Source organism: Vibrio sp. 1727, from assembly GCF_033344415.1.
Classification (GTDB): Bacteria; Pseudomonadota; Gammaproteobacteria; order Enterobacterales; family Vibrionaceae; genus Vibrio; species Vibrio alginolyticus.
In genome coordinates this window covers 107,857-134,410 of sequence record NZ_JAWPOT010000002.1, presented here as the reverse complement: position 1 = coordinate 134,410, position 26,554 = coordinate 107,857, and the positions used below count along the sequence as shown (strand labels likewise).

Sequence of the window (26,554 nt, the reverse complement as noted above, 5' to 3'; positions counted from 1 at the left end):
AATTTCCAACTATCACTATAACGTTGTAACAAGATAACCCCTTTGCTTCGTTCTTGCTTTCTATTTCGATTCAAATATCTCCTGTTTAAAATCAAGCTTTCCCGAAAAAAATGGGCGGCTTATCAGAGCCGCCCATTCTTATGTTGTATACAGGTTTATCCGTTATCAATAACACCGTTGTTCAGCAATGACTCTACAATCTCGTTGGAGCTGAGACCGTTGAAGTCGATTGAAGTACCTAAGTTTTCCACGACAATAGTCTGTTGAACATTTGCATCCGTCGTAATGTTCAGAGAAACACTTTCCGTCGATGCATCGTAGTCTGCCGAAATGTGACCAAGCAGATCATCCATGTCGATCATTGAGTTATTGAGATCAGAGATAACTTCACGTAAATCGATACTGTCTTCGTTAACAGTGAAGTCAGTAATGGTATCCACTGCCCCTTCATCAACGGAATCTACCGTCCACTTGAAGATATCGCTGCCGTCTCCACCCGTTAAGATATCTGAGCCTAAGCCACCGATAAGCACGTCATCACCATCACCACCCAGAATAACGTCGTCACCGTCTCCACCAATCAAGTTGGTACCTGTGTCTCCGCCGACTAAATAGCTGTCGTCCACTGCGGTTGACTGGTCAATATCGTCGCTATCACTACTCACATCCAAACTAATTTGGACAGGTGAAGACTGCGCTTCATCGCCATTAGATTCCGTTGATATCGCCGTAAGCGAAATATCGTAAGAACCGACATCAATACCACTGTTAGTATCTGTTGCGACAATTTCTAGCGTATCAATTTCATCGCTTGGTACTGTCCAAGTGGTACCATCGAAGCTAATGCCTGATGGAGAAACGCCACTTGTTACCTCAGCACTAGCTGGTACGCCCGTTAGCTCCAAAGACAGCACCTCGTCAACATCAGTAAGCGCCGCCATGATTCCGACAATCGCTAAACCTTGACTGCTCGCGGTTTGGCTAGCCGCAATTTGACGAATGTAATTAAACTGAGGATTGATACTCAATGTAGGTGCATCAGCTACAGGTGTCACATTGATAGTGAAGTCTTGATTCGCCTCCAATGCGGAACCCGATGCATTTTCGAAGTACACACCGTTGTCTTCGACTTTCACCGATAAAGTGATTGAAGCTGCGTTGACATCTCCTGCATCCACAAATACACCCTCAGAAGCGTCTGTTGCTCCAAGAACGGAGTTAATATTATCTGGTGTGCCCATTAGGGTTATTTCACCAGCCATCCCCGCCCCAACAGTCACACCACTACCTGCTGGCGGCTCGACACGAAGGTCGCCCTCGGTAACTGTAAGAGTCACCGTCATGATTTCATTCGCCTGCGCACCAGTGAAGTCGATGTCACTTACACTAATACCCGTTATTTTCTGGCCATCGGCTTCGTTGATCGTATCCGTTACCGACGTTGCAGTGATTTCAGGTGCGTCATTGGTCGCTTCAACATTCAACACTGCTGTGCCCGCGATTGTAATTGGGTCTGGAGCGCCGTTAGTTGTTCCGTCATCTGTGATTTCATAAGTGAAATTAACGTCACCAAAGAAATCTGCTGCGGGTTCAAACGTCCACTCTGTCGCACTCACTTGAGTCAACGTGCCGGAAGTTGGGTCCACTAACGCAACATTATCGACGGTCAAGTTGTCTGACTCAGGATCACTTGCGTTGCTCAGCAACTCAGTAGCCGTAATAGTTACCGAACCACCATCTTCTTCGGTACTACTCAACGTTACCTCTGATGTTACCGGTGCATCGTTCACCTCAGTGACTTCGAAGGTCGCCGTTCCTGACACCGTTTGAGGATCTGAAACACCGTTCGTTGTACCGTTGTCGGTAATGTCGTAGGTCAGATCGACCTTGCCGTTGTAGCCAGGCGCAGGAGTAAATGACCATGTACCTGTTACGTTGTCGAAATCCAATGTGCCGCTGCTTGGATCAACCAACTGGACATTGCTCACCATCAAGGTGTCGTTTTCAATATCAGACGCATTCGCCAACAAATCAGCTTGGGTAATATCAACCGCCGTACTGTCTTCTGCGATATCAGAAAGTGTCACTTCAGACGTCGTTGGAGCATCATTGACTTCCGTTACGTTGAACGATGCGCTGCCGTTAACCGATTTAGGATCGGATGCACCATTTGTCGTGCCATCATCTGTAATGGTGTACGTGATTTCAACTGGACCGTTGTAATCTGGTGCAGGGGTAAATTCCCACTCTCCCGTGCCACTGTTGAAAATAATGCTGCCCGAATTCGGATCCGTTAACTGAACATTGCTAACCGTGAGATTATCGTTCTCTACGTCTGTCGCATTCGCAATAAGATCCGCTTCAGAGATGGAGAACACACCACTATCTTCTTCAATATCCGGTAGCGTCACTGGCGTAGTTTCTGGGGTATCATTCACCGCTGTCACTTCAATATTGAAGCTGCTGCTGTTGGTATTTAGGGTGTCATCTACCCCACCAATTACGATACCTTCATTACCTTGGTCATCGACTGTCACGTCCACCTGAACGTCACCAAAGAAGTTCAGCTCTGGATTAAACTCAATCAGACCGTCTGCAATGGCATTGTTTAGATCGGCCACTGTACCTTTCAGTTCAACGGAGTCCGTACCATCACCGCTCACGGTTAGGTTGTAAGTAGCGATGAGCGTTGGATTAAGCTCCAAGATACCGCTGTCGACGTTCACATTGAGTACATATTCAGCATTCGGATCATCGAGTACGGCATCAATATCGGTAATGCTGAAACCATCAAGCAGCATTGGCGTATCTTCTGGTGTTTCCACATCCACGGTATTGACGAACTCTGGACGATCGTTCACTGCTTCAACATCAACAGTGACATCAAACTCCTCTGCGGAGCCCAAGCTTTGACTGCCATCGAGCCCAGTATCAACGGCTTGCACTTTGAAATGCAGCGAACCATCCCATGAGTTATCATTGCGATCCCCTGAATTAAACACCACTTGATCCAAATCTTGAGCATTGATTTCTAAGACAAAAATGCCGCCGCCTTGGTCAGTAAATACTGTCCCATCAGGTAATGAAACGCTCGCCCCATCAGGGACATTTGAGACCTCAACTCTCAGCGTCTCTGGATCATTTTCCTGGTAGTTTGCACCATCTCCGATGGACTCTTTGTTATCAACCACTAACGCATTTACATTAATAACAATGTCTTCGCCCTCATTACCTGCAGCCGAAGTGTCGGGGTTCACATCAACATCATCACCAATAGGATTGACAATAAGCGTAAAGTTATTGTTTCGTTCCGTTGGTACTTGTAGCAACTCCTCTTGAATGAAGACCGTAATACCTATCTCAGCCTCGCCACTAAAGTGTTTTGGCGGTTTAATTTGGATGTCACTCAGGTCAATGGACGTCTGAGTGAGATCTTTTAGTTGAATACTCCATTCGCCCCCACCGTTATTCTTAACAACATAATCAGAGGAATTGGATTTAACGATAAAGTCATCAGGAAGCCCCGTTAACTTGAGTGAAACGAAACTCTCAGAACCGTCATTATCGTTCAGGCTGATCGAAACACCAGAGCCCGATTGATTCAGCGAAATTAAAGTATCTTCGTCACCAATCACCGTGATTGGCTGCGTCGGATCGGCACCTGTAATGGTAATGTCATCAACGACTGGCGTAACTTCAAATGTGACATCGTCAGTGAAGGTTCTCACATCTATATTATCGCCAGAGTTATTCAAGATAGACTGATCAAACACAGCTTCATCAGTAATTTCTCCCTCGATATTAATCTTGACGGTATTTTGGCCACCACCTACGGGGTAATTTTCTTTTGGCTTAAACAGAACATTGTCAAGCGCACCAGCTAAAATCTCAGCTTCATTAAACTCAATACTGGTTCCTAAGCTGTTACCATTGGCATCAACAAACTCACCTAATGTTGTGTCATCAAGCTCTAACTTGATGTTCGTTAGTGTTTCTCGACCACCTTGAGTGTTGTTAAATTGATCGGCAAAATCAACACTCAAGTTAAGTTGGATTAAGCCATCTTCGTAACCAACACCATCCGCCGTGGGAACGTCGTTATTTAGATCAGTTACAGGTTGTTTGTTTGCATCCAAGCCGAAAGTACCAACGATATCTACTTTTACATTCGGTGTGACATCGCTATCCAACGGCTGATCCCCGGCTGAACTCGGAACGTCTGCAACCGGTAAAACCTGAACTGGAAACTGGACATTATTTTCTTTTTCATCACCGGACTCAGTGTCTTTAGTGACAAACCGAATTGGTAATTCGAAATCACCTGCGTAATCTTCTGCCAAGTGCATCGTCAAGCCATCAAGGCCAGTAATATTTCCACTCGCATCGATATGGGCTTGGAACACGTATTTACCATTGACAAAATCAACATCCGTCCCCGTGATCACCAAATCAGGAGGAATGCCAGGAGCTGAAGGATCGACGATAATAGTTAAGACATCTTCCACACCATCTGCATTAATCGCATCGACTTTCGACGTCAACTGAGCACCAAGGTTAATAGAATTGTCTTCCAACGCTTGAATTTGGACATCATCAGCCACCTGAATCTCTGCCGCTACACTCATTTTCGGTGTGAGGACGGTTGGAAACTCTAGTGTCACATCCGTTTGACGCACGACCGTCGCATCTTTTTCGTTGCCCAAATCTTCGCCCAAATCATTCACTTCTGCGTAAATGGTTAAGCCAATTTGAGAGAGACCACCGTTATCGCCATCGTCACTGTCATCGTTTGGTGTTAAATCAAGTCCAGACGGCGCTTTAATTGAGAAGTTGTCTTCATTAGTTACTGTCCAACGACCTCCACCTTCATTTAGTGCACCGACGATAACCAATTGGTTGAGGATCTCAGGGTCCACATTGTGAAATTGAACAACAAGTTGAGTCACCACTTCATCTGAAGACGCATCAAACTCTTGGTATTTAATGATATGAGCGCCAGATTCGCCCCCCATAGAAGTGTTGATCGTAAAGTCAATGTTACCTTGATCATCTGACTTCACGATATCGGTAGCACCACCACCACTTTCAGTGACAAGCAGACGGGTTTGGTCATCTATTGCCCCCGTCTTATCCTCTGGCTCAACGATTGGATTAACTTGGACATTCACCGTACCATTGATGGTTTTCTCAGCGATACCTTCACCGGGATTCGAAGCGTCAACATATTCATGGTCAATCTCTTTCACAGTGACGGTCGTGGTCAAGTCAAAGTCAGTACTTGAATCCTGCTCCAACTGGACTTGAACATAGCCACTTTGAGAGATTTTAGCGGAAAAATCTTGCTCTGATTCACCGGCTTGCGGTGAAAGCGTTAGTGTTCCAGAAACAAGCGCTTGTGCCACACCATCTACATAGACCGTGCTGCCTGGAGGAAATCCAGAGATGGTTACATCACTAAAGAATTCATCGGTATCAGGGCTTTGTACGAGCGTCGGTTTCCAATCGATGTCAAAGCGCGTATCTTCATCTCCCTCCGATCGAACAACGTAGTTATCTTGAGCATCAATAACGGGTTCGACCTTGATCCTTACCTATCTTTCAATCACACGACTATGACCATCATTCTCGGTAACAATGATCGTCCCTGTAATCGCAATGTTTTCGGTTGAAGAGGCTTCTGGAATAATTTGAATACCGGAATTAAAATTCAGCCCAGTGATGTTTGCTTCGTAAATCGGTTGACCGTTACCATCATAGCCAACAAAGGTGAGGTCAACGCTTGAACCGTCTGAATCTACGACACGAACACCGTCGGGGATGTTGGACAGGATAACAGTAATGGCTTCTGAATCATCCTGTGGTCTATCGGCAACTTCACCAGATACAACCGAGAAGTTGAGGTTTACAACACCATTCTCTTCAATAGTCGTCTCTATTCCGGCCACATCTCCGTCTACGAATCGGTTCCAAACGTTCCCCGCGTCAATTAATACCGTGTCTGGTATGTCAGCAACACCTTTTACACCAACGATGACGGTCTTACTGCCCAGTGACAACACATCTTCTGTCGTACCGGTAGACAATGATGCTGTGTCTTTCACAATGCCTTCGACATTGAAAGTAAAGTCATCATTGCTGTGCAACGGAGGAAGAACTTCGACGTTCGCTAATTCAGACTCTGGCACTTCGTAATAAAGTACATTGCCGCCTGAATCGGTCACTTCTACTATCTGACTTGGGTTTGCTGAGTCCAGCCACACCAAAGTAACCCCATCAATTGAGAAGTTAGAAATGCGCACAAATAACGCTTCAGAACCATCTAAGTCCGCTGATGGTTTCATGGTGATCACTTCACTTAATTGGAGTGGATCGTGATCAGTGACAGGGTCTACCGTATTTTGAGTTCGAGCATTATCCTCAAACACATTAATTCGGTTTACAGTAAAACTACCTTTATCCGCAACTGGGTTTACATCAATAATGATGGTTTCGGTTTCTGAGCGAGCGGTATCTTTCCCAAGCAGTGGATTGTTGTTTTCCGTCGTAATAGCGGTGACATCAATTCTGATTTCGCCCGAGAAGTTATCTATCGGATCAACTTGAACTTCATCAATTCGGCTTGCATCCACCAGATAAACACCACCGGATTTTGGTATCGCACTACCATCTGAATAGACTAACTCTGCGTTACCTTCTCCTTGTGTAAAGACAAGCTCGTACACAATGCCTTCTGGGTTACTAGTGTCTTGGGTTTCAGCCGCGATGTTAAGTGCGACATTGTTTCCATCTTCATCAACCGAGTAGTTAAATTCGCTGCTTGCCGTCCACGTTGCAATATCTGCGACAGCAGCAACTTCAATGTCTAAACGACCATTAATCGTATGATCTGGCGTACCATTGTTAAGAATTTCCACGCGGATACGAGGATCGATACCAGAAGCATCGGTTGATGTATGACGATCTGGTACGAAGTACAAGTTATCTAACGAGACAAGCTCACCATTGAATGACTGCTCAACATTTGATGCGTCGAGAACAACCGTATTGCCCACAGATGTTAATTCAATGTAGTTGCCACTGCCGTCTCTGTAGTAGAACGTACCGTTGTGAGTATCAGCATCTCGAATAGTGATGTCACCTAAGCTCTCGTTACGGTCGATATCGTGTAAATTGATAACCAAGTCGACTTTCGCAGGGCTAACATCCAGCGTCGACAAGTTGTCCTGAGTATTTGCAGAGTCAACGCCCACAACGACACCATCACGCCCTTGGTCTTCGAACGCAGTAACGGTAGACGTGTCAATTTGCGCATTGCGGTCTCTTATCGAGATATCCACATCGGCATCTGCGATATCGCCATCACCATCGGTTGCAACAACGTTGATGGTGAAATCAATCGAGTCGGTTTCGGTATGGTCAAGGTCGTCATTCGGACGGAATGACACACTGCCATCGGTTCGAACAACCAAACGACCGATTTCAGTATCCACTCCGTCAAGAACCTTGTGAACAAATACGACTTGGTCGCTGCCGTTCAAATCGACAGAATCAGAATCAACACCATTTTGCTTAAAGTAAATGCCTGAATCATCAGCCGAGAATGAAGTCACTTGTGCGCCGTCAGCACCAAGGTCATCATCCCCCTCTACAGGGTCTCGGAATAAACGAACCGTGCGGCTGCCTTGCCCCTCAACACGCGAAATAGATGCATCGTGCAAGGTTGGAACATCATCGGTAATCGTCACTGGTAAGTTAATACCTGCCGTATCACCATCGACATCGGTCGCAAAGACTGGGAGATCAAGTATGAGTGTATCTTCGCCTTGAGTTGAGTGATCTAGCGCACCCTCAAGCGTAAACTTGTAAGAGCCGTCAGCGTTCAAAACTAGTGTGAACACTGAGTTACCATCAGGTGTTTGACCTTGATAAGTAAAGTTGTTGTTGCTTACCGCGGTTTGAACTAAAGTCACCGCAAAACCACCTGAAGTTACTCCTGGTATCGGGTTAGAAGTAAGATCCAGCTGATAAGAGACAACGGTATCTGCCCCTTCCACCGTATCGAAATTGCCCGTTGCTTCTAGGCTGTCTTTGTTGGTTGCCTGAGAGCCGTTGGCAAGGTCATCCTCATCAACAGCCAAAGCATCTGCTGATTTAATTTCGGGAATGTCATCAACTACGGTAATTGGAAGATTCAGTGATGATGACGTGTCACCATCAAAGTCTGTTACTGTAATTGGAATATCAATGACAAGGTTGTTTTCACCTTGAACAGCGTCATGGTCGATTGGTCCCAACAGCTCAAATTGGTAGCTGTCATTATTCGCATCAAGAGACAGCGTGAAGATCTTAGTTGATGTGCCAGTAATAACCGCTTCGTAACTGGTTACTCCACCATTCGTGCTTACTAGATTCAACTCGATGCTGCTGCCGTTCGACGTTAAACCAGACACGACTGCATCGAGGTCTGAAACTTGGTAGCTGACAATCTTGTCTGCACCAGCAACGACCTCAAATCCGCCGTTCAATACCGTTGAATCACTACTTGTCGTGTCAGAGCCACCGGAAAGATCATCTTCATCAACGGTTTGTTGGCTAGAGTCTGTCACTTTCACAATAGCTGGGACATCGTCCACCACGGTGATCGGCAAGGTGATGTTATTGGACACATCGCCATCAAAATCAGTCGCGTTGACTGGGAAGTTAATGACCAACGAGTTTTCATCGTTACCCGCAGGATGATCAAGTGCACCCAACAGTTCAAATTCATAACTGTCTGCTGAACCATTTAGCGTCAGTTTAAAGACGGTGTCCGTCGTACCTTGTACATAAGCTCGGTACTCAATCACACCGTTTGAATTTGAAAACTCAACCAACTCAAGCGGTTGACCACCTGAGGTAAGGCCAGAAACAGGCGATGTTAAACTATCCAACTGGAAGCTAACGATAGAGTCGGCACCATCAGTAACGTCAAAGTTGCCACCAATGATATTGGATTCTGGCGTGTCGTCCGAACCTTGGCTTGGAATATCATCCTCATCCACAGACAAGGTACTACCAGAGCTAATAGCATCAATGGTTGGTTTGTCATCTACGATCGTAACTGGCAAGGTCGCAGTGATGGTATCGTTGTCGCCATCCGTGATCTTCACAGGTAGATTCAACAAAATCTCATCAGAGTTAACCGCGTGATCTAACTGACCAGATAACTCAAAGTCGTATTTACCATCTTGATGAAGTGTCAACGTGAAGACCGTCACTCCACCCGGAGTTTGTCCCACGTAAACAAGCGCGTCAGCAGTTGAAGCGCCAACGTCTTGAGAAAGTGTTACCTCTTCTCCACCCGATTTCAGGTTCGGAATAGGATTTGAGCTCAGATCCAATTCGAAAGCATCAATACCATCTGCGCTAGTGACTTCGAATTCACCTGATACCGTTAACGGCTCTTTAGTGCCATCAGAACCAAGAGGTAAGTCATCTTCGTCGACACGTAGACTTTCAATATTGGTAACAACTGGAACATCGTCCACAACGGTAATTGGCAATGTGAAGGCTGGTGAAGTATCACCATCATTATCTGTCGCCGTCACAGGGAGGTTAATAACAATCTCGTTTTGCTGATTACCATCTGGATGATCAAGCGGCTTCTGTAAATCGAACTCGTAGGTGTTGTTCGTTGCATCCAACGTCAGTTCGAAAACCACTTCAGCAGGATTGCCAGCGACACCTTGGTATACGTTCACGCCGTTTGCGCTAGAAGACAGAACTAAGGTGATAGCGTCACCATCTGAAGTCAGTGACGCAACTGGCGTGGTCAGGTCACTCAGCTGAATAGAAGCAACTTGGTCAGCACCTTCGGTGATATCAAAAGTACCTGAAATAACAGTATCTTCTGCACTTGCAGCATCCGTACCTGCTGGTAGGTCATCTTCATCAACGGTTTGTTCGCTGCCTGCTAGCAAACCATCAATGGTCGGAACATCATCCACAACCGTAATTGGTAAGGTGATGTTGTTCGACACGTCTCCATCAAAGTCAGTCGCGTTTATCGGTAAATTTATGATCAGTTCATTCTGGCCATCAGCATTTGGATGATCGAGACGAGCGAGCAAATCGAACGTGTAGCTGTCATCAGAGGCATCGAGGGTTACACGGAATACTGGTGTCGTCGTGCCATCAATACGAGCTTCGTAAACTGAAACGCCACCTGCGTTTGATACTTCAACCATAACCAGAGATTGACCACCAGAGGTCAGGCCTTGTACTGGCGTCGTTAGGTCAGAAACGCTGTACTCGACAATGCCATCAGAACCATCAGTCGCGATGAAGTTACCGGCAATGCTGTTCGACTGTGTACCATCAGATCCGATTGTTGGGATATCGTCCTCATCAACCGTTTGCACACTTGTTGCTTCGATTCCACCAAGTGTCGGCTTGTCATCAACGATCTTGACAGGAATTGTCTCAGCAGAGGTATCGCCATCAAAGTCTGTTGCGATGATTGGGAAGTTGAGCGTTAACTCATCACTATCAACAGCATGATCGATTGGGCCTTCAAGCGTGAAGTTATAAGAGCCATCAGTGTTCACTGTCAGTGTAAAGACCGACTCGGTGCCTGCTGTTGCTTGATAGGTAAAGCTGCCGTCGCCATTTGCGGTTTCAGCCAATGTGACTGCCACGCCTTGTGATGTGAGTCCAGCCACTGGTGTTGCTGAAGCATCAAGCTGATAGCTCACCACTCGGTCCGAGCCTTGTGTGGTGGTAAAGTTACCATCGATTGAAATCGGGTCAGTTTGGTCTGAGCCAATCGTACTTAAGTCATCTTCATCAACGGTAATCGCATCGACATCAGTAATGGTCGGTTTATCATCCACGATGGTGACTGGGATCGTTTCTGTGGTGGTATCACCATCAAAATCCGTTGCGATGATTGGGAAGTTCAGCGTCAGCTCATCACTGTCTACCGCATGGTCGATTGGCCCTTGCAGCGTGAAGTTGTATGAGCCATCCGTGTTTACTGTTAGCGTAAATACGGCTTCAGTTCCTGCTGTCGCTTCATAAGTGTAGCTACCGTCGCCGTTTGCGGTTTCAGTCAGCGTGACGGCCACACCTTGTGATGTTAGACCGTCAACAGGCGTTGCAGCAGCATCCAATTGGTAGCTTACTACCCCATCAGAGCCTTGCGTTGTAGTGAAGTTGCCATCGATTGAAATTGGATCTGAGCCGTCGGAGCCAATCGTCGCTAAGTCATCTTCATCCACGCGGATTGCGTCTACGTCAGTGATGGTTGGTTTATCATCAACGATGGTGACAGGTAACGTCTTCGATGAGGTGTCGCCATCAAAGTCTGTTGCGATAATCGGGAAGTCGATTTGCAGACTGTCGCTATTCACCGCATGGTCTAGTGGGCCCTGCAGAGTAAAGGTGTAGCTGCCATCTGGCTTCACCACCAGTTCAAATACGGCATTGCCATCTGCTGTGGCAGTGTAAGTAAAGCTGCCATCACCATTTGTTGTCTCAGCAAGTACGACAGGCTCACCATGAGAGGTTAACCCTGCTACTGGATCTGCTGTTGCATCAAGCTGGTATTTAACAACGCTGTCCGAGCCTTCAGTTGTGCTGAAAGACCCCGACATAAACGCATCATCGTTTTGGTCTGAGCCAATTGAAGCGAGATCATCTTCGTCCACCGTGAGTGGAACAACGTTGTCAATGGTTGGAACGTCATCAGTAATCGTAACTGGAATGGTCGCGGTCGTCGTATCGCCATCAAAGTCTGTTGCAATGATTGGGAAGTTCAGTACTAGCTCATCGTTGTTTAACGCGTGATCGATTGGCCCTTCTAGACGGAAGTTGTATGTGCCGTCTGCATTCACATTCATGGTGAAAACCGGATTGCCATCCGCGGTAGCCACGTAAGTGAAGCTGCCATCGGCATTCGCAGTCTCTACCAAAGTAACAGGCTCACCTTGAGAAGTTAAACCTGAAACAGGATCAGCCGTTGAATCAAGTTGGTAGCTCACCACACGGTCTGAACCTTGAGTGGTCGTGAACGCGCCTTCAACATAAACAGCGTCAGTTTGGTCTGAGCCAATACCTGATAAATCATCTTCGTCTACTGCAAGAGGCACAACATTATCTATGATTGGTGCATCATCCGTGATCGTGACTGGAATGGTTGCCGAAGTCGTATCACCATCAAAATCGGTGGCAATAATTGGGAAATCAATCGTCAGGCTGTCACTGTTAGCTGCATGGTCAATCGGGCCTTGCAGCGTAAAATCGTAAGTGCCATCTGTTGCTACGTTTAACGTGAATACCGGATTGCCGTCTGCGGTCGCCACATAAGTAAAGCTGCCATCACCGTTGGCGGTTTCCACCAAGGTAATCGCCTCACCTTGAGACGTTAGCCCCGCAACAGGATCAGCCGTTGAATCCAGTTGATAGCTCACCACTCGGTCAGAGCCTTGAGTGGTCGTAAACGCGCCTTCAACGAACAGATCGCCGCCAGGGTCGGAACCCACACCGCTAAGGTCGTCTTCATCGACACTTAACGCATCCACCGCTGTGATGGTCGGTACATCATCAACAATCGTGACTGGAATGGTTTCAGTGACAGTGTCGCCATCAAAGTCGGTTGCGATAATTGGGAAATTTAGTGTCAACTCGTCACTATCAACCGCGTGATCAATCGGCCCTTCTAGCGTGAAGTTATAAGAGCCATCAGTATTCACAGTCAGCGTAAAGACCGCTTCAGAGCCCGCTGTTGCTTCGTAGGTAAAACTGCCATCACCATTTGCAGTTTCTGTTAGCGTGACAGCCACACCTTGCGAGGTTAAACCGTCAACTGGTGTTGATGTGCCATCGAGTTGGTAGCTCACCACTCGGTCTGAACCTTGCGTGGTGGTGAAGTTACCATCAATAGAAATCGGGTTGCTTTGGTCTGAGCCAATTGACGCTAGATCATCTTCATCAACCGTAATGGAATCCACGTCAGTAATAACTGGCTTATCGTCTACGATCGTCACTGGGATAGTGGCATTTGTGGTGTCGCCATCAAAGTCGGTCGCGATGATTGGGAAGTTCAGTATCAACTCATCACTATCTACTGCGTGGTCGATTGGACCTTCAAGCGTGAAGTTATAGCTACCATCAGTATTCACTGTCAGCGTAAAGACCGCTTCAGTACCCGCTGTCGCCTCGTAAGTAAAGCTGCCATCACCGTTTGCGGTTTCAGTCAGCGTGACGGCCACGCCTTGTGATGTAAGGCCGTCAACTGGTGTTGCAGAAGCATCAAGCTGATAGCTCACCACTCGGTCCGAGCCTTGTGTGGTGGTGAAGTTGCCATCGATTGAAATCGGGTCAGTTTGATCTGAGCCAATCGTGCCTAAATCATCTTCATCAACGGTAATCGCATCGACATCGGTAATGGTCGGCTTATCATCCACGATGGTGACTGGGATCGTTTCTGTGGTGGTATCACCATCAAAATCCGTCGCGATGATTGGGAAGTTCAGTGTCAGCTCATCACTGTCTGTCGCATGGTCAATTGGCCCCTGAAGCGTGAAGTTGTATGAACCATCCGTATTCACGGTCAGCGTAAATACGGCTTCAGTTCCTGCTGTCGCTTCATAAGTGTAGCTACCGTCGCCGTTTGCAGTTTCCGTCAGCGTCACTGCCACACCTTGCGATGTTAGGCCATCAACTGGCGTTGCAGCAGTATCTAATTGGTAGCTTACTACCCCATCAGAACCTTGCGTTGTAGTGAAGTTGCCATCGATTGAAATTGGATCTGAGCCGTCAGAGCCAATCGTCGCTAGGTCATCTTCATCCACACGGATTGCGTCTACGTCAGTGATGGTTGGTTTATCATCAACGATAGTGACAGGTAACGTCTCCGATGAGGTGTCGCCATCAAAGTCTGTTGCGATAATCGGGAAGTCGATTTGCAGACTGTCGCTATTCACCGCATGGTCTAGTGGACCTTGCAGTGTAAAGTTGTAGCTGCCATCTGGCTTCACAATCAATTCAAATACGGCATTGCCATCTGCCGTGGCTGTGTAAGTAAAACTACCGTCGCCGTTAGCAGTTTCAGCAAGCACGACAGGCTCACCATGAGAGGTCAACCCAGATACTGGATCTGCTGTTGCATCAAGCTGGTATTTAACAACGCTGTCTGAGCCTTCAGTTGTGGTGAAAGAACCCGACATAAACGCATCATCGTTTTGGTCTGAGCCAATTGAGGCGAGATCATCTTCGTCCACCGTGAGTGGAACAACGTTGTCGATAGTTGGAACGTCATCAGTAATCGTGACGGGAATGGTCGCGGTCGTCGTATCGCCGTCAAAGTCTGTTGCAATGATTGGGAAGTTCAGTACTAATTCATCGCTGTTTAACGCGTGATCGACCGGCCCTTCCAGACGGAAATTGTATGTGCCATCAGCATTCACGTTCATGGTGAAAACCGGATTGCCATCCGCGGTAGCCACGTAAGTAAAGCTGCCATCAGCATTCGCAGTCTCTACCAGAGTAACTGGCTCACCTTGGGAGGTTAGCCCCGAAACAGGATCAGAAGTTGAATCAAGTTGGTAGCTCACCACACGGTCTGAACCTTGGGTAGTGGTGAACGCGCCTTCAACAAACACAGCGTCAGTTTGGTCTGAGCCAATACCTGATAAATCATCTTCGTCTACAGCCAGAGGCAAAACATTATCGATGATTGGTGCATCATCCGTAATCGTGACTGGAATGGTTGCCGAAGTCGTATCACCATCAAAATCGGTGGCAATAATTGGGAAATCAATCGTCAGGCTGTCACTGTTAGCTGCATGGTCAATCGGGCCTTGCAGCGTAAAATCGTAAGTGCCATCTGTTGCTACGTTTAACGTGAATACCGGATTGCCGTCTGCGGTCGCCACATAAGTAAAGCTGCCATCACCGTTGGCGGTTTCCACCAAGGTAATCGCCTCACCTTGAGACGTTAGCCCCGCAACAGGATCAGCCGTTGAATCCAGTTGATAGCTCACCACTCGGTCAGAGCCTTGAATAGTGGTAAACGCGCCTTCAACGAACACAGCGTCAGTTTGGTCTGAGCCCACGCCGCTAAGGTCATCTTCATCGACACTCAACGCATCCACCGCTGTGATGGTCGGTACATCATCAACAATCGTGACTGGAATGGTTTCAGTAACGGTGTCGCCATCGAAGTCGGTTGCGATAATTGGGAAGTTGAGTGTCAGCTCATCACTATCCACCGCGTGATCAATTGGCCCTTCTAGCGTGAAGTTGTAAGAGCCATCAGTATCTACTGTCAGAGTAAATACTGGGTTGCCACCCGCAGTCGCTTCATAAGTGAAACTACCATCACCATTTGCGGTTTCTATCAGTGTGACAGCCACGCCTTGCGATGTTAAACCGTCCACTGGTGTTGCTGAAGCATCGAGTTGGTAGCTCACCACTCGGTCAGAGCCTTGTGTGGTAGTAAAGTTGCCATCAATAGAAATTGGATTGCTTTGGTCTGAGCCAATTGACGCTAGATCATCTTCATCAACCGTAATGGTGTCGACGTCGGTAATAACAGGCTTATCGTCCACGATTGTCACTGGGATAGTGGCATTTGTGGTGTCGCCATCAAAGTCTGTTGCGATGATTGGGAAGTTGAGTGTCAGCTCATCGCTATCTACCGCGTGGTCGATTGGACCTTCAAGCGTGAAGTTATAGCTACCATCAGTATTCACCGTCAGCGTAAAGACCGCTTCACTACCCGCTGTCGCCTCGTAAGTAAAGCTGCCATCAGCGTTTGCGGTTTCAGTCAGCGTAACTGCCACGCCTTGTGATGTAAGGCCGTCAACTGGTGTTGCAGAAGCATCAAGCTGATAACTTACCACTCGGTCAGAGCCTTGTGTGGTGGTGAAGCTACCATCAATAGAAATCGGGTCAGTCTGGTCCGAACCAATCGTGCCTAAATCATCTTCATCAACAGTAATCGCATCAACATCGGTAATAGTTGGCTTATCATCCACGATGGTAACAGGCAATACGATTTGGCTTGTGTCACCATCGAAGTCTGTAGCAATAACGCTAAAATCAAGGGTTAAGCTGTCGCTATTTGCCGCATGGTCAATTGGACCTTGCAGCTCAAAACTGTACGAGCCGTCGGTATTCAAAATTAATGTGAAAACTGCACTGCCATTTGCCGTTGCGCTGTAGGTGTAACTGCCATCTGCATTTTGCGTTTCGGCAATGGAAACGGTTTGACCTTGAGATTGCAGGCCATTTAAAGAATCAGCGTTTACATCCAACTGATACTGTACGACGCCATCAGAACCTTGAGTTGTCGTAAACTGACCTTCGACCAGCGTTGACTGTGATTGGTCAGAGCCTACCAAACTTAAGTCATCTTCATCGACGGTAAGAGCGACAACGTCATTAATGGTTGGCACATCATCGGCAATGGTTACCGGTAGAACAAGTGAACTGGTGTCACCGTCAAAGTCCGTTGCGACAATAGTGAAGTCTAGAGTTAAGCTATCGCTACCCACAGCATGATCGATTGGACCTTCAAGGGTAAATGAATAAGAACCGTCAGGGTTCACTTGTAAGGTGAAGATAGCGTCCCCTTCTGCCGTTGCAGAATAGGTAAAGCTGCCATCTGAATTGGTTGTTTCCGTCAGAGAGATAGATCGCCCCTGCGATTCCAACCCATTGAGTGGATCAGTGCCGCTCTCTAATTGATAACTTACAACACGGTCTGAGCCCTGAGTCGTCGTGAAGCTACCTTGCGCGAACACAGAGTCGCTTTGATCGGAGCCAATGCTTGATAAATCGTCTTCATCGACGGCTAGCGCATCAACGCCATCAATCGAAGGAACGTCATCTTGAACTTGAATGACAATTTGCGCAGCTTCTGGTGTGTTCGAACCTTCGGTAATAGAGGAGCGGTCACCATCCGCATCTACCGCGTAAACTGGCAGTGAGAAAGTGAGCGAGTCATCGTTAGCACCCGTATGGTCAAGTTGTTCATACAAGTTGAATTGGTATTCGCCCAATGCAGGTGCATCAATCGCCACATCAAATACGGTAATACGCACACCATCCAGCTCGATGAAGCCTTCGTAAGTACGTACGCCGTTACTCTCGGACGCTAGTTCTAGTTGAACAACCTGCCCTTGAGATTGGAGTTCTCCACCAACATTGAACTCTGTAGGTTCCAACTCATAGTGATCAATGATGTCACTTCCGACCGCTGTCGTGATCGACCCAGTACCACTTGTTACTGCCGCGCCTTCCTGTGAACCTTGGTCAACCCCCGCCTCATCTAAAGACAAGCCCGTCACGTTCTCAATCACTGGGTTATCGCCATCGAGGATGGTCATCGTAAAGGTGTTGCTTGCCGTATCTTGGTCATAGTCGACGATTGTGGTTGGTAAAGAGAGCTCAATCGTATCTTCACCGTTTGTTTGTTCTAACGGCTTAAATTGCTCAAATTGGTAGGTACCATCAGTATTCAGACTGATGGTTAAGACGGTTTCATTCGAGCCAGCAATGGACAAGGTGATAGTACTGCCGTCTTCAGAGAGTACCGCTTCTGTCGCCTGATTATCACTCAGTAGGCCATCGAACTGACTAAGTCCTTCTTGATTAAACGTGACCGTTGCCAATTGATCACTACCAATATCAACAAAGGTGCCAGTAATTGGTGTAGAAGAAGATTCAACGTTTTCAAAAGTAACGTTTTGCGGCGCAGGATCATCGCCATCAATAACGGTTGTCGTAAAATCGATAGGCGCTTGAATGCTGTTACCACCAATATCTGCACCTGTAATATCAAAAGCAATATTGATTTGATCACCGACGATCGATACTTGGCCATCAGCAACAGACGCAACATGGTCAACGCCCTGGCTAATCGTGGTAACGACTTCTAACTCTAAATCACGGCCTACAGATGTCGCTTCGATCTCGATACGAAGCACTTCGTTACCTTCTTGAGTACCGATAATGGCATTTTGCGCTTCGTCATAAACGAACGCCACTGGCTGACCACCAGAGGTAATATCACTGTTAAGCTCAGTCAACAAAGACTCTAAAGAAGACGTTTCGGGTACAAATGAAGCAGTATCAAGTGCGAGATCCCCTGCTTCAACCAGCACACTAGACGAAATGGTTTGCGGGTAGCTTGATAGAGAAATTGAGCCTTCTGTTACGCTAGATTGCAGTGACTGCCCACCATCAGCAAAAATCGTGACATTCAAACCGTCATCTTCGTCGCGAGCATCTTCTCCGCTGCGAGTCGCAGACGTTTCAAAAAAAGTAGAAGCGAGTACTTCCGGGTTATTATATTCAACCGTCACGTAGCCAGCATTAGCCGAGCCTTCAGCACCTGCGCCAGCAGCTGTTGCTTCTAAGATAGCGGTAGGGTCAGCTCCGTCTAAAATAGCTTGCTGGATAGCGGCAATATCGTTGGCGTCGAAGTCAGCACTTCCAATAGCCGTTGGGTCAAAAGTCACCAAGCCATTAACTGGAGATTGTACCAATACTGGTTCTAACGGTTCAGAAGAAGGCACAGGAAGACAAGCAACACAATTTGCATCGACCAGATAAAGCTCATTATTTATCTGTACGTCGAGAGAAGCATTATTTTCTGTGATAATAATCTCGCCAGGTCTTAACTCATCCCCCGCTTTTATGACCTTAACGTTTCCATCCAGGCCCAAAACCAAAACTTCACCTTTGACAGCATTTACAATCGCGCTCTGCGGTACCGTGTGCGTACTCATCTGACCTCCGCTAATGGCTTACGTTTCCCATTAACCTTTTCAGATAATTTCTTATTAATTTAGTGCGGCATACTGCACACCTTTATACGATTAAACTAAGTATTGAATCATTAAACAATCGATAAATACCCTACTACCAAGCAACATAAGTAAAACTTACTCGTAGTCACAGAAATGTGACACATGTGCTGACGCGTAGATATCGAATAATTATATGAAATTGATACCTTATTCTGATTAAGTGTAGTTGTTTTAAGAAAAGAAGAGAGATGAAATCATTCAGCTAAACGCCAGACTGCCGGTTGCGATCAATAATGGAAGAAAAGCAATGAGAATGTTGTATACACCGGAGCGTGATGACATCTTAATCAATATCGGTGACGAAAAAAACGTAACGATTAAATATTGAACAACATAAATTGCAGGACAAAATGCAACGATAAAAAAGTGGCTTACGATATGAATCCCCGCACACCACGAGTTCGGTTTTGTTCTGATATACAGCAAAAAAAACACGAGCAAGCTAATAATAAAATACATAAACACAGCACTTGAAAATAATTATCATTTTCAATCATATGTAAATATTCCCTTACTTTCAATGGTGTTTGAGCTATTAATGTCATCGTTATTATCAATCAACACAATAAGTAAAATTATCAGTAATTCCAGTCCTAAACGTTTGCGTAATCGCTAACCTTCTCTTAACCTTGATTTGAGGCTTTTATCACGGTTTTTCCATTGATATAGTGCGTCCATACAACAAAAAAAGACCATTCGAGGCATGGAGCTTCCTCATTAATCTCAAGATGAGAAGAATTGGTACCGACAAAATTCGGCAGATTTTAAGAGGGTCAAAAAATGGACATGAATATGGTTGAGATTTTAGGTTATGCAGCTTCAATCATGGTCGCTATTTCGCTAACTATGAAAGATATTGTTAAGCTTCGTATCCTTAACTTTATTGGTTGTGCGCTATTTACTGCTTACGGACTAATGATTGATTCTTGGCCTGTAGTACTAACTAACGGTTTTATTGCTTGCGTTAACATCTACTTCCTAGCAAAAATGCAGCAGGAAAAAAAAAGCCTAGAGCCTGAGAAAGCGCAATAGCATTCAAACAATAAAAGCCCGCAAATCATAAGATTGCGGGCTTTTGCTTTTAACATTCCCTTTCTATCACAGCATCCTTAAACGAGCGCTAACGAACCCAGCTAAGTGCTAGTGTTTCTCGACGAGAAAACATGTCCACATGCGATGAAATGATCGCCTTCACCGTATTCAGTTTCTCTTCTGAATCCGCCTCACAGGTTATAGTTAAGCTAGATGCACAAAGGTTAAACTCAGCTTTTCCCGTCGGAAATGTCACCAAACCGCTATTTTCATTCCAAGTAGCAGGAACTTTTCGTCCAAAATGCCGACAAAGCGTCACTAAGTATTTGTCAGCGTGTTCGCTATCTATTCGGGTGCTTTCTTTAATCATGAACTTACTCGTTACTTTGAAACGTCCTATGAAGAACCTTGTTAGAATTGATAAGCTGCAGAGAGCTTGAAGTTGCGACCCGGCTCGTAGTCATCAAGCGTGAAGCCACGTGCAGTCCCCGAACGAGACGCATGAGAGCTGTACAACTCGTCAAATACATTATCAATACCAAAGGTCACCGACAGCCCATCAATATCAGACGGCACCCATTGAGCGTATAGATTATGCACATCATAACTTGCTTTCTTTGGCTGACCATCAAAGACGTTGTCTTCCTCTAGAACAAACATTGAGTTCCACCCGAAGATCGTTTCTAAAGCGTCTGACTGGTAATCCAAAGTTAGAGCAATGCTATCACCCATATCAATGCTACGCCCATTGCCCCCAGCAACAGGACCACCAGTATTCTTGTTTTTGGTGTCCGACTTAGAGTAAGAAAGTTTGCTGTTAAACTTGTCGTAACCATAAGAAGCACTTGCTTCAAAGCCTTTAATCTCAACATCACCTAAGTTGTAAATCAGGTAAGTTTGAGTCGCGTTTTGGTACTGATCTGCAATGTAATCATCAATTTCCGTTTGGAATACCGTAATATTCGCCCCAAAGAAATGCTTATCAAAGGTTTTATCAAAACGAACACCACCCTGCGTGTTCAATCCCGTTTCTGGCTTTAACCCATCCTCTAAAAATGCAACGTCTTGGTAAGCAATAAAGGTTTCCATTAGCTCTGGACCTTTAAATAGAGAGCGTGCACTCGCAAACAACGTCCAATCTTGCGTCACCGCCCATTCTGCTGCTAGAGCCCAAGTCACATCATCATAATTACTGTTTCCTGTCTCAGCTTTGCGTTTGTAATCATCAAAGCGCATACCTGCAGTAATAAAGAAGGCATCAGAGAAGAAGAACTGATCTTCTACAAACAGTGCGGTTGAAATCGCCGATTCGTCCATAAACTTACGACTACCGTAGTAACTCGAAGACGTTTTATCCATGTAGTCGAAGCCATAAGTGACTCGATTATCAAACTCACCTAACATAACATCTGACTGGAATTTGCCATTCAAACCAAAGTTTTGGTTTTTGGCGGTGTTCTTTGATAAACGGTTCGAGGGCCAACGAGGGGCCATCACCGTTTCGTCACGTTTAATTTCTGTCTCGGTATTATAAAGAGTGACGTTTCCTTGGTGTTGTTCGCCTCGCAACTCGTAACTCAAGGTAACGGTATCGCGGTCATAATCCGTAGGGATAAGTAACTTGCTCGACAGGCTATTATTTGCACTACCCGACATATCAGGACGCGGACTGTAATCTCCACTGTCTCGGTACATGTCATAAGAGAGCTCAAAACGATGGATGTCATTTAGTTCATACCCCAGCTTAGCCAGAATGTTGTAAACATCACCTGCAGCACCATAGGTTTTATTGCCATCACCATCTTCAAAATCATCACGCGTAACGTAATGGCCATAGACCATCGCATCAATGTTTTCGGACAAAAGTCCGTACAGTGTCAACGAACCTTGTTGGTTGTCGTTGGATGCATAGCCGCCATAAACACGCGCACCAAACTTTTCATCGTAACGAAGTAAGTCACGAGCGTCTTTCGTTTCAAAGTAGACCGAACCGCCTAACCCGTTTTGAGTCACAGAGTTATTACCTACCTGAATGTCCGCAGATTTGAGAATGTCAGGGTTCAACGTCAAGTTACCAATATGATGGAACATGCTCGCATGCTGAGAAGCACCGTCAAGACGAATGTCCAAATCGGTTTCGCTCAAACCACGAATCGTAATACGTTGATTCACAGAGTGTGTGCCACCAACATCCACACCGGGAATATCGCGCAGTAAATCAGACATATGATCCGCTTGCTTCAGTGACATGTCGTCCGCAAACATCGACTCAGTGTTGCTGGAAACTTTCGTTCCCCATACAACGACCTCTTCAAAATGTGACTCAGTATCTTGAGCTAAAACAGGGGTTGATAGCGCCATTCCCACTGCAAGGCAAAGGCTTGAAAGCTTGATAGGTGAACAAGCAGGGCTTTCCATAACTTCATTCCTAAATATTAATGATAATAATTCTCATGTATAATAAGCATGAGTTTTATAAATACAAAGGCGATTCGGTTATGCGAAATCGCACAAGTGTTATGAGGAAGTGTCAAATGCAGGAAGTCACAACAAAACGAACTAAAATTGCCAAGATAGCTTTAACCCAAAGACTAGAGGCGACAGAGAAACAATGGATTGTCACGCAAGGCCAACCTTGTCAAACTCAACTGGCCGAAGGTAAGTTCCTATCATATCAGTACAATGATCAAATTTTTGTTCATGGCGGGCGTTGTCTAGAACTTATTGATTCGAATATTGTTTCTACTGCACACGCCTCACTGCTGGTCACTATTCTTTTAGAAGGTAGACTCTCGTTTGGCTACGACGATTTGCAATTTGATTTAGACGCGAGCGACGGCCCTAAGGGTGTAGTGGTGAACTTACTCAAACCTGCAAATTTTCGTCGTTCACTGCTCAAAGATAACCTCATTAATAAGATCAACATATTGGTTAAGCCCCAATGGCTAGAGGCCCGCCTTGAGCAAAATTGTAGTCATCGAGCCTTTTTTAACTCTCATCAGGCGTTTCAACAGTTGGAGCCTAACCAGACGCTATGCGAGCTGGCCGAAACGTTAACAAATAGAGAAACACCGCAAGAGTTCCAAGAGAAGCTAGAGGTCGAAAGCTTGATCTATCAAATATTACATCAAGCCACCAAGCAAATTCCTAAGAATTTCAGTGCTAAAAACAGCAATATTGAACGACACATTGATGGTCGGATTGAGGATATTGTCAGCTATATTGAAACTCACCTTGATCAAGAACTACGCTTGGAAAAGTTGGCGAGCCAATTCTCAATGAGTGTTTCAAACCTGCAGCGCCGATTTAAACAATCACTTAATATGACCATAAACGGCTACATTCGTTTTCGACGTCTTGAGATTGCTAGGCAACATTTGGAACGTGGCTTAGTGACGATAACAGAAGCCGCCTATGAAGCAGGATACCACCACCCTTCTAACTTCACTTATGCCTTCAAAAAGGCATTTGGTGTGCCACCACATGAAGTGATTAAAGAGTAAGGGGACTCTAGATAACTGACTGTTATTTAGGAGTGTCTTATCCACAACATCGGTATATACTCGCCTTAAACGTTATGGAGGTTAAACATGAATATTGGTGCTGTCGCGAAGCTCACAGGGCTTTCATCTAAGTCGATTCGATTATATGAAGACAAAGGGATCATATCTCCACCAGCGCGTAGCGACTCTGGCTATCGCGAATATTCAGATAATCATATTCAAGAGCTTAACTTGGTATCACGCGCAAAAAGCGCAGGCTTTTCGTTGCAAGAATGCAAAGAGTTCGTACAACTTGCTCATAACCCCAACCGCAAAAGTAGCGAAGTAAAAGCAAGAACCATGGACAAACTGAGAGAGGTTGAAGAAAAAATTGCACACCTCATGGAGATCAAAACGCAACTTGAAGGTTGGGTTTCTTCTTGTCCTGGAGATGCAGAGAGCCGATGCCCAATCATAGACGAGCTCACCAAGTAAGCCCGCCTATCTATTGATCTCGTTAAAAACGAACTAGCTCGCTTAATGATAAGTACACATGCGCTTACCGTTTAACTCTATGATGTTAAATGGCGTTTCATAGATGTCCTCTAGCGTAGATGCTTGAATAACCTCTTCAACCGCACCACTCGCCACAACCTTGCCTTTCTTAAGCGCCAATATGACATCTGAGTAACACGCCGCGAAATTAATATCATGAATCACGACCACCATGGCTTTATTCATGTCATGGGCTAACTGCTGCACAACTTTCATGATCTGAAGAGAGTGTTTGATATCTAAGTTATTAAGAGGTTCATCAAGAAAGACATAATCTGTATCTTGTGCAATCACCATAGCAATAAATGCAAGCTGTCGCTGACCACCACTTAATTCATCCAAGTATTTGTCTTGAATATCTTGCAAATCTAAGTAGTCGATCGCTTGTTCTATGACCTCATGATCTTCTTTAGTCAGATTTCCTTTAGAGTATGGGAAACGACCAAAAGAGACTAACTCTTTTACGGTAAACCGCATTGTAATCGAGTTAGCTTGGCGAAGTACTGCCAGTTTTTTCGCTAGCTCTTTTGTGTCCCATTCCGCGATTTCCTTGCAATCAATGATAACACTACCGCCATCTCGCTCCGTTAAGCGCGAGGCCATAGATAACAGCGTGCTCTTTCCCGCGCCATTTGGACCGATAATCGATGTTACCTTGCCCTTTTCAAACTGAGTATTGGCCTCGTCTACGACTTTGTTTGAACCGAAAGCCTTCGTTAATTTGTCTATTACTATCATATTTATACAACTTTGTTTTTCAGCAGCAGGTATAAGAAATACGCACCGCCGATAAAGTTAATTACGACACTCAACGTCGTCTCAAAACTGAACACGTTTTCGATTATCCATTGCCCAGCAAGTAGTGAACTGATGGATAGAAACGAACATCCGACCAATAGCGTTTTATGTTGGTAACTTCGGAACATTTCTCGGCTTAAGTTGGTCACTAGTAAACCAAAGAACATGATTGGCCCTACCAAAGCCGTAGAAATAGCAATCAAAACCGCCGAGATAATAAACACATTTCTCGTCACTTTAGGTACATCAACACCCAAGCTTTTCGCATTGTCTTGGTCGAGCCAAAACACATCTAAAGTGCTATGCATCCTAAACAACAACCAACATGCAAACATCAAAGCCGGAGCACTAAAGTAAACCAAGTTCACTTTGACATTATTGAAACTGGCGTACAGTTTCGACTGAACAAATGCATATGTGTTTGGGTCCATCAGCAAAGAAAAGAATGACGCCGCATTGGAAAATAGCTGACCAAAGATCAAGCCGACCAATAGCAACGTAATCAGGTTCTTGCTGCCTTTTGAAAAGTAAAACCCAAACAGCAGTAGCGAAAACGACACCATTACAATGACTGCAATCGCGAAATTGACGTACAAGTTAAGCACCAAGGTACTCAACCCACCAAAAATCAACACGATCAATATTTGGGTTAACACATACAGCGCATCAAAACCCATGATACTTGGCGTTAAAATTCGGTTGTGCGTAATGGTTTGAAATACAAGTGAAGACTGAGCAATGGCCACACCCGCTAGCACTATCGCCAATACTTTAGGAACTCTACGAGACAAAAAATATTGGTAGTTGTCAGCCGTTAGCCCAATACCAATAAACAGACACGCGAAAAGAATCGCAATGCCACCTAGCATCAGGATCTTCGTTGAATCACGCATGTTGCTTACCTCGCAACAACATAGCAATGAATACCACGCCACCCAATATGCTGATCACGATAGAGATTGGCATTTCATGAGGGAAAATAATTAAACGACTCACCAAATCGCAACACAACACTAAAATGGCCCCATACATGGCCGTAAGCGGAATGTTCTTTTTGAGGCTATCGCCATAAAAGTGACTCACGAGATTCGGTACAATCAGCCCCAAGAATGGCAACTGGCCAACAATCATCACGACACTTGCTGACATGATGGACACCAATAGCACGCCAATCGTCACAACCTGCTGATAATTCAAACCCAAGTTAATCGCGAAATCTTTTCCGATACCTACGGCAGAGATCCTTGCGGCAAAAAGATAGCTGAGGATAACCATTGGTACCGCGATGTACAGCAGTTCAAAATCACCACGCAAGATGTTGGCGAAGTTTGCGACTGTCCAAGCATTCAGACTTTGAAGTGCATCATATTTGTAAGCGACAAACGTAGTCATGGATTGGATGACATTGCCGAAAATAATCCCGACAAGAGGCACAAAAACCACGCTCTTAAATTGAATGCGCTGAATAAAGAAAACAAACGCTAGCGTCCCAAATACCGAGATGCCGAATACGAGCCAAAGGTGATTATCATTACCAAAGAAAACCACGCTCAGTACGTAGCCCAACATGGCACATTCGATCGTACCGGTTGTAGAAGGTGCAGCAAATCGGTTCTGGCTGATTTGCTGCATGACAAGTCCCGCAATACTCAAGCCAGCACCAGCAAGCAGTATGGCAAATAAACGTGGTATACGGCTGGTAAAGAAAAGCTCTAATGCTTTCTCATCACCTGAAAAGAGTTGTTGGGGCGTCATGTTTGCCACCCCAACAAATAACGAAACCGTGCTTAAAACCACAAGGGTTAGCAATAACTTCTTCAAAGTTAACCT

The 26,554-nt window shown here is 45.6% G+C and carries 10 protein-coding genes; 3 read left to right on the top strand and 7 right to left on the bottom strand.

The annotated features are described in order from the left end of the window. Positions 1 to 155 precede the first annotated feature (155 nt). Positions 156 to 5,402, bottom strand: a complete 5,247-nt coding sequence (locus R8O10_RS27915) for a cadherin-like domain-containing protein (protein WP_412035158.1) — start codon at positions 5,400 to 5,402, stop codon at positions 156 to 158. A 189-nt stretch (positions 5,403 to 5,591) separates the two neighbouring features. Then, the gene (locus R8O10_RS02960) at positions 5,592 to 18,776 is read right to left on the bottom strand and encodes a retention module-containing protein (RefSeq protein WP_412035157.1); all 13,185 of its coding nucleotides are present in this window, start codon (positions 18,774 to 18,776) and stop codon (positions 5,592 to 5,594) included. A gap of 861 nt (positions 18,777 to 19,637) precedes the next feature. Here R8O10_RS02960 and R8O10_RS02955 point away from each other — a divergent pair. After that, positions 19,638 to 19,889 carry a YgjV family protein gene (locus tag R8O10_RS02955; protein WP_005376619.1) on the top strand — a complete coding sequence of 84 codons (252 nt, stop codon included), beginning with the start codon at positions 19,638 to 19,640 and terminating at the stop codon, positions 19,887 to 19,889. A gap of 88 nt (positions 19,890 to 19,977) precedes the next feature. On the opposite strand, the gene R8O10_RS02950 is transcribed toward R8O10_RS02955, so the two are convergent. Both R8O10_RS02950 and R8O10_RS02945 read right to left on the bottom strand, forming a co-directional pair. After that, the gene (locus R8O10_RS02950; RefSeq protein ID WP_005376622.1) at positions 19,978 to 20,259 is read right to left on the bottom strand and encodes a DUF2218 domain-containing protein; all 282 of its coding nucleotides are present in this window, start codon (positions 20,257 to 20,259) and stop codon (positions 19,978 to 19,980) included. Between the two features lie 41 nt (positions 20,260 to 20,300). Then, positions 20,301 to 22,307, bottom strand: coding sequence for a TonB-dependent siderophore receptor (locus R8O10_RS02945; protein WP_025767866.1), 2,007 nt, complete (start codon positions 22,305 to 22,307; stop codon positions 20,301 to 20,303). Positions 22,308 to 22,423: 116 nt separating this feature from the next. Between R8O10_RS02945 and R8O10_RS02940 the strand changes: the two genes are divergently transcribed. Together R8O10_RS02940 and cueR are read left to right on the top strand one after the other, a co-directional pair. Beyond that, positions 22,424 to 23,392 carry a helix-turn-helix domain-containing protein gene (locus R8O10_RS02940; protein ID WP_025767867.1) on the top strand — a complete coding sequence of 323 codons (969 nt, stop codon included), beginning with the start codon at positions 22,424 to 22,426 and terminating at the stop codon, positions 23,390 to 23,392. 87 nt (positions 23,393 to 23,479) lie between these two features. Further along, positions 23,480 to 23,866, top strand: a complete 387-nt coding sequence (gene cueR / locus R8O10_RS02935; protein WP_005376627.1) for a Cu(I)-responsive transcriptional regulator — start codon at positions 23,480 to 23,482, stop codon at positions 23,864 to 23,866. A 42-nt stretch (positions 23,867 to 23,908) separates the two neighbouring features. On the opposite strand, the gene vctC is transcribed toward cueR, so the two are convergent. The 3 genes from vctC to vctD are packed head-to-tail and all read right to left on the bottom strand — an operon-like array spanning position 23,909 to position 26,545. Continuing rightward, positions 23,909 to 24,664 carry an iron chelate ABC transporter ATP-binding protein VctC gene (gene vctC / locus R8O10_RS02930; RefSeq protein WP_017635379.1) on the bottom strand — a complete coding sequence of 252 codons (756 nt, stop codon included), beginning with the start codon at positions 24,662 to 24,664 and terminating at the stop codon, positions 23,909 to 23,911. A gap of 2 nt (positions 24,665 to 24,666) precedes the next feature. Further along, positions 24,667 to 25,617, bottom strand: a complete 951-nt coding sequence (locus tag R8O10_RS02925) for an iron chelate uptake ABC transporter family permease subunit (RefSeq protein ID WP_047101391.1) — start codon at positions 25,615 to 25,617, stop codon at positions 24,667 to 24,669. After that, entirely contained in the window at positions 25,610 to 26,545 is a 936-nt protein-coding gene (vctD, locus tag R8O10_RS02920; protein ID WP_047101389.1) for an iron chelate uptake ABC transporter permease subunit VctD, read from the bottom strand. Before vctD ends, R8O10_RS02925 begins: the two co-directional genes overlap by 8 nt. Between the last annotated feature and the right edge of the window lie 9 nt (positions 26,546 to 26,554).